The sequence below is a fragment of the Candidatus Cloacimonadota bacterium genome (assembly GCA_020532355.1).
Classification (GTDB): domain Bacteria; phylum Cloacimonadota; class Cloacimonadia; order Cloacimonadales; family Cloacimonadaceae; genus UBA5456.
Genome location: JAJBBD010000248.1, coordinates 1 through 14,263, shown reverse-complemented (window position 1 = coordinate 14,263; position 14,263 = coordinate 1). Strand labels below are relative to the sequence as shown.

10 protein-coding genes and 1 rRNA gene are annotated in these 14,263 nt (G+C 40.3%); 4 read left to right on the top strand and 7 right to left on the bottom strand.

All coding sequences use genetic code 11. The features are described from left to right. A 16S ribosomal RNA gene (locus tag LHW48_08750) occupies positions 1 to 68 on the bottom strand; the annotation flags it as partial. Positions 69 to 745: 677 nt separating this feature from the next. Here LHW48_08750 and LHW48_08745 point away from each other — a divergent pair. Continuing rightward, complete coding sequence (locus LHW48_08745) at positions 746 to 1,813, top strand: BamA/TamA family outer membrane protein (GenBank protein ID MCB5260538.1); 1,068 nt, start codon at positions 746 to 748, stop codon at positions 1,811 to 1,813. 74 nt (positions 1,814 to 1,887) lie between these two features. Next, positions 1,888 to 2,958, top strand: a complete 1,071-nt coding sequence (locus LHW48_08740) for an AI-2E family transporter (GenBank protein MCB5260537.1) — start codon at positions 1,888 to 1,890, stop codon at positions 2,956 to 2,958. A 3-nt stretch (positions 2,959 to 2,961) separates the two neighbouring features. Here the strand turns inward: LHW48_08740 and era are convergent, their stop codons facing one another. The 4 genes from era to LHW48_08720 form a co-directional block, all read right to left on the bottom strand. Then, positions 2,962 to 3,852 (bottom strand): GTPase Era, encoded by an 891-nt coding sequence (era, locus tag LHW48_08735; GenBank protein MCB5260536.1) that lies wholly within the window; start codon positions 3,850 to 3,852, stop codon positions 2,962 to 2,964. Between the two features lie 45 nt (positions 3,853 to 3,897). Continuing rightward, positions 3,898 to 5,139, bottom strand: a complete 1,242-nt coding sequence (rocD, locus tag LHW48_08730; protein MCB5260535.1) for an ornithine--oxo-acid transaminase — start codon at positions 5,137 to 5,139, stop codon at positions 3,898 to 3,900. Between the two features lie 266 nt (positions 5,140 to 5,405). Further along, positions 5,406 to 6,791, bottom strand: a complete 1,386-nt coding sequence (locus LHW48_08725; GenBank protein MCB5260534.1) for an MATE family efflux transporter — start codon at positions 6,789 to 6,791, stop codon at positions 5,406 to 5,408. Beyond that, positions 6,791 to 7,492, bottom strand: coding sequence for a hypothetical protein (locus LHW48_08720; GenBank protein MCB5260533.1), 702 nt, complete (start codon positions 7,490 to 7,492; stop codon positions 6,791 to 6,793). Before LHW48_08720 ends, LHW48_08725 begins: the two co-directional genes overlap by 1 nt. Before the next feature lie 508 nt (positions 7,493 to 8,000). On the opposite strand from LHW48_08720, the gene LHW48_08715 reads away from it, so the two are divergent. After that, on the top strand, positions 8,001 to 9,596 hold the full coding sequence (locus LHW48_08715; protein MCB5260532.1) for a hypothetical protein: 1,596 nt from the start codon (positions 8,001 to 8,003) through the stop codon (positions 9,594 to 9,596). 579 nt (positions 9,597 to 10,175) lie between these two features. After that, the gene (locus tag LHW48_08710) at positions 10,176 to 11,639 is read left to right on the top strand and encodes a Do family serine endopeptidase (GenBank protein MCB5260531.1); all 1,464 of its coding nucleotides are present in this window, start codon (positions 10,176 to 10,178) and stop codon (positions 11,637 to 11,639) included. Positions 11,640 to 11,902: 263 nt separating this feature from the next. Here LHW48_08710 and LHW48_08705 read toward each other — a convergent pair whose 3' ends face one another. Both LHW48_08705 and LHW48_08700 read right to left on the bottom strand, forming a co-directional pair. Beyond that, positions 11,903 to 13,180, bottom strand: a complete 1,278-nt coding sequence (locus tag LHW48_08705) for a hypothetical protein (protein MCB5260530.1) — start codon at positions 13,178 to 13,180, stop codon at positions 11,903 to 11,905. A gap of 76 nt (positions 13,181 to 13,256) precedes the next feature. After that, positions 13,257 to 14,263, bottom strand: a 1,007-nt coding sequence (locus LHW48_08700) for a hypothetical protein (GenBank protein MCB5260529.1), incomplete at its 5' end; no start/stop codon positions are given.

The window sequence follows — 14,263 nt, the reverse complement described above, 5'->3', positions numbered from 1 at the left end:
CGTTCGACTTGCATGCCTAATCCACGCCGCCAGCGTTCGTCCTGAGCCAGGATCAAACTCTCCATCATTAACTAAAATGATTGAACTGACAAGAGCTTCTTATTCACATTCCCACTCTATATACTGTTTAAAGATCAACTCGCTGTGAGCATGAGCTCAGCAGCAAGGTTTAGCCAAACTCTCTGGGTGCTCTTTTTTGTCAATAGAATTTTTTCGTCTATTGTGAAAATGAAGACACTCGATATCCTTATCTCTCATATTCCCACATCAATACAACTGCGAATATTTTTGTGATATTTCCTACATATTACAAACCCAGCACCATGCTTCACGCCATATTAAAAGAAATATACATTGTAGAATTGAGCAATATGATGGCTTCTACTCTCCGCCTTTGCTTCCCTCATCATTTGCTCTATTTTCCCTCGTCATCTCCTCGTGTCATGAGGACATCATGAGGGGAAAGCGAGCACGGCATGAGAGATAGGACTGGGAACAATATCACCAATGGATCGTTGAAAAATATGACGTAAGGATTCCTGATTTTTGGGTAGTACTTTGGGATCTTATCCACTCTTTGTATATGTAGCTATACAATGCTCCTATTCCATGCAAATCATAAAGCTTTTTAGATATGGTGCGGATAGTACACTCGTTTGGGAGGGCAATAAAAACTCGGTGCGATTTTTATTAGATAGATTATCTTGTAACAAACTCAACAAATACATTGTAATCGGAGTTATTAATGAGGTTTTACCTAATAAGTACAATAATCATACTATGCTTGCTTATGCCTTTGGGAGCAGAACTTACCTTTACGGCATATCCATACTTGGCATATTCTTCAGAAACCAGAGCAATGATTGGAGCATTTACTTTCATCCGCTACGATTTTGCACGAAGCTCTGAAACTGAGAGCTTGCATCAGGTTGCATTACTAGGCAATACGATATACTCTCAGAATAAGCAATTTATGCTGGCGTTGATTCCCAACTATACGTACGGCAAAATGAGCATGGAATCTTCTTTGCTGTTTAGCTCGTGGCCCAGTACATTCTACGGCACCGGAAACTTTACCGAAGCAGATGTGTCCGAATCCTTTACCTCCACAACTTATAGTACAGAAAGTTCGGTAAGATACTACTTGGCAAAAAACATTCTTGCTTCGATGCAATTCGATTATGGGAAACATCAAATAAAAGAAATGAAGGAATCCGGATTCTTGAATAGTTATCAGATGCCCGGTAAAGATAATGAGCAGTTTGCCGGAATTGGAGGAGCAATAATATTCGATACCACTAGCGGAGGTTACTATCCCGAAAAAGGTATTAAGCTGGAGCTTAAGCAAATATGGTATGAATCTGCATTGGGTAGTGACCGCACCTGGCAAAAGAAGACTTTCGATACCAGGATATATGTGCCTTGGGGACAGCAGAATGTGTTTGCCGTTCAAAGTGATTTGGAGATAAATAGTGGTGATGTGCCATTTTATATGTATTCAGAATTGGGCAAAAGACTAAGAGCATACGATACAAAACGTTTCATTGATGAGTTACGCCTCAGCCAGCGGATAGAGCAACGGAGCTTTCCTTTTAGCGAAGGCATGTTAAGCAGATTAGGTTTTGTAGTGTTTGCAGAAACGGGGCAAGTGGCACAAGCATTGGAAGATGTTAAACTCAAACACTGGCATCTATCTTTGGGGACAGGTATTCGCTTTTCAATCTTACCAGCAGAAAGGCTTAATTTGAGAGCGGATATAGGATTTGGAAAGGATTCGATAAACTTTATTATCAATGCCAGAGAAGTTTTTTAGCCAAACCTTGACAAAAAAAAGCTTTAGGCTATCATGAGTTTAGCCTGAGAATTTATATAAATATGGGAGCAAAAATGCAAAATGATTATGGTATAAGCAACAAGGAATTACGTTGGATTCGCATTCTGCTAACCGTAATTGCGATTCCGGTAATTGTTCTAATTCTTAGAACCTTAAAGTCCATCTTTATCCCGCTTGTATTTGCCGTGTTTCTAAGTTTTGTGTTTGCTCCGTTCAATAGATTTCTGCGCAAAAAAAGAGTACATACCGGCATCATTATGGCATTGATGCTAATAATTATTATCCTTCTAATGCTTGGCTCTGCTATGCTGTTATCTTCTGCAGCAAATTCCTTGGTTACCGGTTTTCCCAAGTATCAAACAAATCTAACTATTCGCTTACAGGGGTTTGTATCAAGTTTTCAGGAGCTATCTTCACGCTTCGATCTGGCTGTGGGTAACTACTTGCAGTTTGATGTGGCACAGCTGCTATCTCCAGGCAGATTTTCCATTTCTAAAGCCATTTCCAACGTGATGTCAACCACAGTGGATATAAGCTGGAATTTCATTCTGATTGTAATTTTTTTAATGTTTATTGTAGCGCAGGATGGCAGCTTAAACCGCAGATTGAATAAAGTTCTAAGTGAAGATGATCGCATGCGTACAAGCAACACACTGGGCAATATTCAGTTGCAGATCCAACGTTATTTGCTAACAAAAACGATTATTAGCCTATGTACTGCCATTCTAGGCATGGTTTTGATGATGTTGTTTAAAGTGGATTTTGTTTTAGTGTGCGGAATTCTTCTATTTGTAATGAATTTTATTCCCAACATAGGCAGCATAATAGCCAGCGGAATTCCCATTCTTATAAGCTTTCTGCAAACTGGTTTAGATTTTAGAACAATCACTTTTGGCCTATTGATAATTGCTACCCAAATGTTGTTTGGGAATGTTATAGAACCCAAGATTCATGGAGAACGGCTAAATCTTAGTCCAATAATGGTGTTGGTTTCGTTAATCTTTTGGGGATGGGTATGGGGTATAGTTGGCATGGTGTTAGCGGTACCAATCACTTCAGCAATCAATATAATCTTAATTCAGTTAGATGAAAAGAATGTGATTTCGGCGATAATAAGCGGATAGAGTTTATTCGAATCCAAGCTCTTTAAGAGCCCTGGTATTCTTGCGCCAGTTTTCGTTTATTTTTACAAAAAGATGCACTTCTACTGGAATTTGGAGAAATTCGCTAAGTCTAGCTTCCGCATATTCCCGGATATTCTTTAAGTTAACCCCTTTTTTCCCTATCAAAATTGGTTTTTGACTGCTGCGTTCAATCCAGATTACCGCATCAACAACAACCTTATCTGGCTGCTCGGTATATCTTTCTACCAATACTGCAGTTGCGTAAGGAATCTCCTCACTAAACTGGTGAAATATGGCTTCGCGGATCATCTCTTTGGCAAAAAACCTTAAGGGCAAATCCGATAGTTGTTCGTCGTCATAATAAGGCGCATGATATGGCATAAAGTGATAGATGCTATCCTTCAGTTCTTCTATGCCATCTCCCGTAAGTGCCGACACAAAGAGGCTACGTGCAATTGAAGTAGGAACTTGTGAAAGTAAACTTTCTTTATCTATGCGTTCTAGTAAATCACATTTGTTAAACACAGCTAAAACAGGACTCTTAACGCCTGTTAGTAAGCCTAAAACTTGTAGATCATAATCTGTAGGAAAGCTTTGGATCTGCGTCATAAAGATTACCAAATCTACATCTTTAAAGCTGTTGCTGATAATTCGAGACATTTTTTCTTGCATCTCATAACGGGGTTTTAGAAATCCAGGCGTATCAATAAAGATAATCTGGTGGTTATCGGTGTTCCAAATACCCTTGATAGCGTAGCGTGTGGTTTGTGGTTTGGGAGAAGTAATAGATAGCTTTTCGCCCAAGATACGGTTCATCAGTGTTGATTTTCCAGTATTCGGTCTGCCAATAATGGCAACAAATCCACTTTTGAAATGGGGAGGATAGTTTTTCATAAACTGGGGGCGGGATTTAAGTCCCGCCCATGTTATTATAGATACTTAAATTGTATCAAATACATCTTTTATAATTTGCAGGCATTCATCAAGTTGTTCTTTGGTGATTACCAATGGGGGAGCAAGGCGAATAATATGGCGATGTGTGGGTTTACAGAGAAGACCTTTTTCTTTTAGTTTAAGACACACATCCCAAGCTTCCATGCCATCTTGTGGCTCTACAACGATGGCGTTTAACAATCCGCGACCACGAACAAGCTTGAGCATAGGATGTTGTATCTTGCGCAATTCGGAGCGGAAATACTCTCCAAGTTCATAAGCACGTTCGGCAAGTTTTTCTTCTTTTACTACTTCCAGAGCCGCTTTTGCCACAGTACAGGCCAAAGGAAATCCACCAAACGTTGAGCCGTGCTGACCTGGTTTAATTTGCAACATGATATCTTTATCTGCCAAAACTGCCGATACAGGTAACACGCCGCCAGAAATAGCCTTACCCAAAATTAACACGTCGGGACGCACATTTTCGTAATCACATGCTAAGAGCTTCCCTGTGCGGGCAATTCCAGATTGAATTTCGTCGGCGATAAAAAGCACATTGTGCTCTTTGCATGTATCAAAGCAAGCTTTTAGGTAACCATCGTCCGGAACGAAGACGCCGGCTTCACCTTGAATAGGTTCCACAATAAAGGCAGCAACATTTTTTCCATGTTCATTAAGATAATCTTTGAGGGCGTTAGCATTATTATAAGGAACCCTTACAATGCCAGGAGTAAAGGGTCCAAACCCTTCATAACAATCTGGATCGGAAGATGCGGAAACGATAGCAAGAGTACGTCCGTGGAAATTATTTTCAGCAAAGATGATGATGGCATTCCCATTCTCTACGCCCTTTACATTATAAGCCCACTTTCTGGCAAGCTTCATGGCTGTTTCAACGCCCTCAGCACCACTGTTCATAGGTAGCACCATATCATAACCAAAGTACTCGGTAATAAACTTTTCAAACTCTCCCAACTTATTATTGTAAAAAGCACGGGAAGTAAGAGTAAGTATTTGAGCTTGATCACATAAAGCTTTAATAATCTTGGGATGACAATGTCCCTGATTAACGGCTGAATACGCCGAAAGGAAATCATAATAACGGTTTCCTTCCGGATCCCACATAAATACACCTTCACCTTTGGCGAGTACCACTGGCAGAGGATGATAGTTATGGGCTCCATAATCTTCTTCCAGCTCAATTGATTGCTTGGAGCTGATAGTTCCATATTTAAGTTGTTCAGACATGATTCCTCCATGTTCTTTTATTATTTCTCTTCTATAAGCCCCTATCTTAAATGCAGTTTAAATGTCAAGGCAAATCCTAAAATTCCTTCAATAACGAAGTATGATATTTAGATATCTGGGGTAAAGGAAAGCGTTTCATGCAATACGGGCGCTTGGCATGGGTAGGATTAATTACCCAAAAACTGCCTTGCTTCCTCATTTTTTAGTATTATCAGCCTCGCACATCTGTCTATAAATCTAAAGACGAGATTGATATCATAAGAGAATTAGGATTCTATTACAGGAACCGCATCAATGGATTGAACAGTGGGCTCTATATGTTTTAGGCGCTTTAAGATAAACAACAACATTGTAGAGCTTAGTATGGTTGTAAGTAAATCTGCCAAGGGCATGGCAAACACCAAGCCATTAAAGGCAAATAGCTTATTTAAGATAATGATTGAGGGTATATACATAATTCCCTGGCGGGAAAGTGATACAATTAGTGCGGGAAATGCCTTCCCCATGGCTTGAAGGCTGGTCATCATAATCATACTAATTGCCGCAATAGGGATTGCAAATACATAAGCTTCCAAAACTAGAGTTCCAATATTTACAATATCTTGATCTTTGATAAAGATCATGATCAATTCTCGTGGGAACAACGCAAACAATAGCGTCATTAGCGCACTAATAGATAAAGAAATCAAAACCGATGTTCGAATTGTTTCTTTCATGCGCTTATAGTTTTTGGCACCATACGTATAACCAACAAGTGCTTGTATGCCTATAGATATTCCTATAAAAACGAAAATGGGAATAGTAAAAACTCTAGAGGCAACACCCAATGAAGCAACATGATGATCTGAATATCCGGCAGCAAGTCTGTAACTAATAGTGTTTCCTACACTAAGCATAACCTGAGAGAGTGATGCCGGAATACCGATCATCAAAATCTCCTTGTAACAGCTCCACTGAAGCTTGATATGTTTGAAAGATAGAGGCACTAAGCTTTTTTTGCGAATATAAAACGCCAAATAATATAGCAATCCACACCCGTTTCCCAATACTGTGGCTACTGCTGCTCCGGTAACTTCCATCCTGAAACCAAAAATGAACAGGGGATCCAAAAGAATATTCATGCCCGTGCCGATAAAAAGTCCAATCATTGCTTCTTTGGCTGCTCCCTCAGAACGTAGTAGTTGCACTAAGGTGAATTTCATAATAATTATAGGGCTACCTATAAGAATATATAACATATAGTTTTGGGCGTGTGCGAGAGTTGCTCCTGTTGCTCCAATCAAACTTGTAAATGTGGGGATTAAGATAATCCCGAATCCAGCCAAAACAATAGACATGGCAGCCGATGTAAATACTGATGTGGCTAAAGTGTTTCTTGCAGCAAGATAATCTTTTTTCCCTAATAATCGCGAAAGATAACTTCCTCCACCAATACCAAAAACCCCCGCCATTGCCATTTGCAACATAAATAAAGGTAGCGATACCGAAACTGCGGCAACTTGGAAAGGATCGTTCAATTTACCAATAAAAAAAGTATCCGTAAGATTATATAATATATTCACCAGCATGCTAAGCACGCTAGGGATAGCTAAATTCATTATTGCCCGTGGCACGGGCATGCTTTCCAATACGTAGATTTTGTTTGCTTTCATTACTTGTTCTTTTTGTTTAGTTTAACCGACATCTTCATTCCACCCCAAGGATATGCTTTTCTTATTTCGCCGCCGCTCAAAGGAGCCTCAACACCTCCTTCAAACATAAGGGTAAAGCCTTTAAAGCTTCGGGAAACAATTAAACGCATGCCTGCATGATAAAACTCTTTAACATTCGTCTCCAAACCGGGTTTTTTTGAATAATACCAATGTGTATTTGCTTTGCCCGCCAGAGTAACAAAGATGTCTCTTATTAACCCTCTGGTTGCTAGAAGTTGTAGCTCAGTGGAATAAAGACGATGTTTAACGTCTTCAACAACATCAAAGCCGTCGTTCCAATAGTTCTGGTTGCCAATAATTAGTCCTCCCCCGAAAGCTACGGCTGTGGATATTTTATCTTGCTTGGAGAGTTGTTTTTTAATCATTACTTTAGAGCTGATTCCATTGGGAGATGGGCTAAATCGGATGCTTCCGTCTATATCTTCTTCTAAACCGTATCTCAGTTCCCAAAATTGCATCGCTCCAGATGTAGTATCCTCGTCCATATATTCGGAATCCATCCTGCTCCACTCTGGCACATCTAGTCCGGGGCTACTAGCGTAGCTAATCTCGAATTGATGTTTCCCCAAAGTCTGCGCTGTATCTAATATGGAGGGGTTAAAGCCAGCACAACCGCCAAGACCTGTAAAGACTGCAATCATAATAAATATCCAGAAATAGCATACTGAAGTACCGATTCGACTTTGGCATGATACTATTAATCGATAATGACCATTTTCACTCTTATTTGAGCTTGAATCTTGGTCAGATCCTTTTATGTATTCTGGCTTTTGCATTTATCTCCTAAACTTTGCTTATATAGATTTGTGGCAGCAGGAAGCTGTCAGTCTGGGGAAACACCCTTCATATTTGAAACATCATTTATTGGTAGAAGGGCTAATATGTCAAGTTTTTTATGAGCGAATGAGCTTTCTACGCCGCTGCATAAGAAAATTACTACGAGGGAATTGATGGAGTTAGCGATTGCTCCGAATACATCTGTATAGCTTGATAATTCATGCATTTTTTGCTCAATTCCTCACAATCGAAATGAGAAGCGTCCACGAAAATCCTCACAATTTTACTGCAGCGAACTCTGATGTGGCAAAATTCCCTTGACAATAGAGGCTTTAATTAGTTTGCATGACGCACAACTATTGGGAGGTTATAATGAGAACTGTCCTTATATATTTACTGCTTGTTTTCCCACTGTTACTCGTGGCTCAGGGCTTGCAGCCCAATATACCAGGAGATGCTGTGCCGGATGAAGTGTTTGAAGAAAGCGAGGAACTTAGTTACGGAATGGGTGGGAGCATGGGAGCTCTAACTATGAATGGCGTCACCTATTCTCAAGTACGGTTACGCCCAGAAATCGGTTTTGCAAAATTCGGGTTTGGCTTGGATATTGACCTTTTATTCGATAGCGAAGGCAACATTCGAGAAGAGGATTGGAACGATTGGCAAGACTATGTAAATAAAGTGTTTTTTATTCGCTACGCACAAAGGGGTGATCCTATATACTTTAAGGCAGGCTGCATTCCTTCTTATACTTTGGGGCATGGGCTTATCTTCGATCACTATTCAAATATGCTACGCTACCCAGAAGTTAAGAATGTGGGAGGATATGTTGGCTTAAATATTCCATTTTCTGAAATTGGTTTTGAGGTGTTTACTCACAATATCCATAAAAATGAGATTCTGGCAGCCAGAGCACAGGGCAATCCTTTCCACTATACCCAAATTCCAATATTGCAGAAGTTTAAGCTTGGCTTTAATATCGGGATAGATCGCAATCAACACGGAAAATATCCAGATGATGATAACGACAAAATTCCCGATGTGTACGACAGATTTCCCAATAATCCCAACGCCTGGCTAGACACAGATGGAGATGGCATACCGGATAATACTGATCTGGATATTAACGGCACCGGGCTCATTGATCATCCCGATATAAATCCCTATGTAGCATCAACTTATCCAAACGTTACCGAAGGAGCAGATCCTGCAGACTTTAATAATACAATTATGCCCGATGTTGCTACAGCTTATGGATCTTGGAAAAAGCTTATGGTATACAGCTTAGATTATTGCTTGCCATTAATTGAAACTCCACAGTTTAGCCTGGATCATTACGGCGAATTTGCAAGCATCGATAAATATGGCAGTGGCGTGGCTTTCCCCGGCTTTGGCAGCAAATTCCTCATCTTTGATGCCAAAATTGAAATGCGCAATTTTAGAGATGAATTTCTACCAGGATATTTTGATAGATTGTACGATGAACAGCGGGCATTTGTGAACATCAATGAAGTAGTAACAGAATCTCTTAGCCATTCTTACTACTCGCTAGGTACTAAGGAAGATTTTTTGCGCAGCGCCAAATCCTCGGTTGGATGGTTTGGGTATCTGCGAGCAAACGTTATGGATATTGGCTTTATCAAACTTGCGTATCAGGATATGTACGGAGAAAATCTCAGCACTGGGAAATCTTTGTGGGTAAATGTAGCGGCTAATCCGCACAATATCATGAGGCTAAAAGAGGCAAGTATATATTACAGCCAAACCCACGCTCGTTATATAGACTTTATTGAACCTCGAAATGCCAATGCAGCGATAATGGGCAGAGTTGTTTACAGTATTTCTGAAGGCGCTGATCTGGTTGCCCGCTATAGCGAAATCTATGTTGATTCAAATTCTGACGGCAAGATCAAAGGTAACAATGAAGTGATTTCTTCCTTTGCTTTCGGAGTGGAGTTTAGTTTTTGATTGTTATTAACGCTTAATAAGGAAACCCGTGTGTTTTACGGGTTTCCCTTTTTTGAGATCCTAGCCCATACAGATATCAAAGAAAAAGTTCTTTTAGGCAAAACCATGTTGAGCTTTTTGTGTCCGATTTATACATGCTCGCCACTCTATTCTGGGATTTTACCTATACATCATATTTTCAACGATCCATTGAGGATATTGTGCCCAGTTCTTTCTCTCGTACCGTGCTCGTTTTCCCCTCATGATGTCCTCATGACACGAGGAGATAACGAGGGAAAATAGAACAAATGATGAGGGAAGCGAAGGCGGAGAGTACTAGCCAATTGTTGAAAGGAATTCTTAGCATTAATATTGAGCATTAATTATGAATGCAGTTGTTGGGTGCTTGCTAGGGTTGGTTTTGGTAGCTTTTTTTCTTTACAAAAATACTGATTCTCCCAAATTGGCTCCACTTATGAAAGAAATTTTGCTTGGTTTCGAATCTTTGTAAGCATATAATGTAGTTGAGACTTGATAATTGGAAAGTTCAGTAGTGTTTTCTATTTTTACTTAGGAATTCTTTATGTACAGGAGATTAAAATGAAATTTTCGAAGTATCTATTATTACTGCTGATGGTTATCAGCCTAAGTAGTTGCGCACATGCACGAACCAGCATGGTTGGCGCTGATGGACAAAGCCCGGTGGTTAAAGTTGTACGGGATGTGCGAGAAGCAGTTGTCCAAATAAAAGTGGAAGCTCAGGTAAGTACTCGCCAGAATACTAATCCTTTCTTCAACGATGATCCTTTCTTTAGGTTCTTTTTCCCCAGTCCCCAACGTCAACGTCAGGTTACATCAATGGGCAGCGGATTCATCTTTGAGTATAATGAAGGAACCCGAGAAGCATTTATCATGACTAATAATCACGTTGCAGAGCGAGGCAGAGATGGTAAAATCACTGTTACGCTGGCGGACAAAAAAACCTATTCTGCCTCTGTGGTTGGGTTGGATTCTAATACAGACGTCGCCGTAATCAAGATAAAACTGGATGAAGATGAAGAGGTAACGATTGCCCCTTTGGGAGATTCATCTAAATTGGAGATTGGCGAATGGGCTATCGCCATTGGAAATCCCTTTGCCGAAGGTTTGGAGCGCACTGTTACATTGGGCGTGATTTCAGCCCTAGGGCGTTATGATATCATCAATGGAGAAAACTCTCCTCTGTATCAAGATTTTATTCAAACAGATGCCGCAATAAACCCGGGGAACAGTGGCGGGCCCCTACTAAACATTAATGGTGAAGTAATTGGCATCAATACTGCTATCACTAGCACCAGTGGCGGAAACATCGGAATTGGTTTTGCAATTCCCATCAATTTGGCAAAACGTGTGGTAGAAGATCTTATTGCCAGCGGAAGAGTACAACGAGCTTATATTGGCATTCTACCTCAAGAAATTACTGCGGATTTGGTGGAAGCCTTTAGCCTCGATGAGGTTTCCGGAGTATTAATTGCCAAAGTTGAAAAGGATAGTCCTGCAGAAGATGCCGGTCTTAAAGCTGGAGACGTGATATTGGAGATCTCCGGAGAGAAAGTGAGTAATGTTGCACGTTTCCGCATTGCGGTAGCGACCGCTAAGATAGGCTCTAAGCTCCCCATCGATATCTTGAGAGACAAAAAGCTAAAAACGGTATATGTTACTCTGGAAGCATTTCCCGAAGATAGTGTAGCAATGGGCGAAACCGACGGCGTAAAAACAGCTATTTCTACCGGTATCGGAGTTGAGAGTACGGACGGAGCGCTTGCCAAACGCATGAACTTAAACACAGATAAAGGCGTAGTAGTAAGCTCTGTAGACCCAAACTCTCCCGCCTCTCAAGCAGGTTTACAGGTAGGAATGGTAATTCTGATGATCGATGATACTGAGGTAAATAGTGTAAGCGAGTTTAATTCTACACTTTCTGCCGCTAAAGAAAGCATGGAAGCAGATGGACGTAAAACAATCCGCCTGTATGTAACCGATCGCAATCAGGTACCCAGATTTATGGTATTACGCTTCGAATAACAATAGCTCTATAGCTCTTTTATACAGTCGGATCCAACCTAATGGGTCCGACTTCTTTTTGGTATCTTGCAGAGCTTAAACCCAATTGAGGCATTGGAGTTTAAAGCGCATAAACTAACTATCACTTATTTAATATCTTATGGGCGGTTTGGACTTCAAGGCCGTGCATAATTACACGCCTGCTTTTGAAGTCCATGAGGCTTATTAAGTTCAATATCAGCAGGAACTTAATTGGCCTCATGAACTCCATAGCATTGTTCAGGTTAAAAACATATATCTACCTTGAAATTTACTGTGCTTCCGCCCCACTCCTGTATCCTTTTTGCTCCCGTACTTTGAGAGTGGGAACCAAAAATGGATTCTTTGATGTGAATCCAATTTATGGGAGCAAGTTGATTAAGATCCAGACTAAGACATACGCCCCCAAAGCGATATGAGCAACCAATATTCACTTCGATATATGCATCAAGTTCATCTAGCAAATCAACCTCGAAATCTTCGTAGGCAAATATAAAGGGATACAATACAACTCGGCGGTTTTTGAGCAGGATGTCATCTTTACCGATGTATTGGTTGTATGTACAATCTGCTTTGTAGTTTAAGCCTCTCTCGTGGGCAGAATCGTAGGCAACGCCAATATATGGCAATAAACTATTCACATTCAGGCTCTTGATACGAGTTCTATGGGCAAGGAAAGCATCCCAAGCAGTAAAAGGCCAGATATCGAAATATGAATCTTCATTAATCCAGGAATTATACGAATTTACTCCTGCTCGACACATTGCCTTGGCTTTATAAATCTGGATTTCTCCGCCTGCCGTGAGCACGTTAAAATTATCAAGTTTGCCATATTGTTCACCTCTGTACCGCAATTCAGCAGAAGAATGTAGATAAGTGCTTGCTAGCTTCATCCGCAAGAGATTGGATATTGGAAAAGTATACAATGCCTCAGCCCCAAAAAGCTTGAGTGAGTTTTGAAAGAGACTATCATCTGAGCTGGGCATATATGCCATCAGCTGTAGTGAGCTTGCATGATTGTTGCGGCAGAATTCTGAGTTTAACTGTGTTTTCACCCACGCAAAAGGAATTGTTCCGTATCTGCCTTTAATACAGTGTTCTATCTCTGCTTGTTGTCGATTTGCATTAAGAGATATTACCCATTCTCCCCAATCTGAATTATGCCCGAAGCCTATACCTGCACCATAGTCCCTGCCAAGATCCAGATTACCAAATAGCTGATTGTTTCTAAGCTGCCTTTGATGTGATATGCGCAAATAACGGTTAGGCACACTCAAGTTTATCTCATCGCCTTGTTCTGCAACATTATACATCTTGCCGATCATGGATTGATCGGTATAAGAAAAAGTGTATTCTCTGGTATTATGGCTTAGTTCCCATGAGTTCTTTGTGGCGTAAAATATTAAATAGCCGCTAATTTCATCCTTGCAATGCCTACGATACAGATCTGAATATAGCCAATCGCTATCTATGTGATTGCTTGAAGTAATTACTTCTGAAAAAGCTAAATGGGGATACATCATAAGACATATCCCCATAAAGATCGTTTGTTTGATATACCGGTTTAAATGCACTTATTTAATTATGTAGCGGCTTAGATTACTCAAACAACTCAATAAATTTTGCTCGAGTCATATCTGGAAAGAGGCCATTGAAGGTGTAATCCGGAAAATAAGGTAACTCATCTTCCGCTATAGGATTTCCTGCCTCATCCGTAAACTCACCAATAGAGAGTTCAGAATATTTATACACACGTTCCAGGTAGTTAACGTTTTCAAACGTAAAAGGAACTCCATTTATTGTAGTAGAATAAGATCCAGAGTAGCTATATCCCCACCCATCTTCAGTATCGTAAATCCAGTCCCCCTCATTCAGAGAATAAAAGGGGATATTATCTCTTACATCGGAGATTGTACCGGAAAATAATACGCTGAGATTTACATGGAAATCTACATCATTTGCGGTAAACTGGTAATTTTCTGTAAGAATTGTTTGCAACCAATTTGCTACATCTGCAATGCAAGTCCAATCCTGCATGAAAAGGGGATCACCCTCATCGATGTTACTAAACTCTTCATTTATGGAATTGATGTTTTCTTTCTTGATAATATCATTGGCTTGGTAATCATCTTCATCCAAAATGTACGCTGCACCGTCTCGTACGTCGTTGGCCGCATTAATTATGGCATTTCTGGCAGTGTTTAGATGGCTTGAATTCCGCAGTGTTCCAAAACTGGTATGGTTCTCGATATTGTATTGTAGAACTCTGGCAATCAACTCTACCTTTTGATTGTTTGCTAAGCGTTCGCCATAGCCGTCCTCGTAATAGTAAAGAGTTAGATGACCATCCACAAAAGAATGATCATGGGGCGATGTATCATCATAGTATTCTGTTTCAATATCGTATAAATCTGTAATCCACTGGTAGCTGTTATTCTCATCTTTTAAATCCATATCGTAGGCAACGACCATATTGAATGCGGCATAAATCATATTTACGGCAGCTCTGAAAGCGTAGATTTCTCCACAATCCACTTCCATTGTTTCTTCACCCGTATCAATATAGATCACATTAGAATCTGCCAGCGCTACAGCATGGGTCAAGT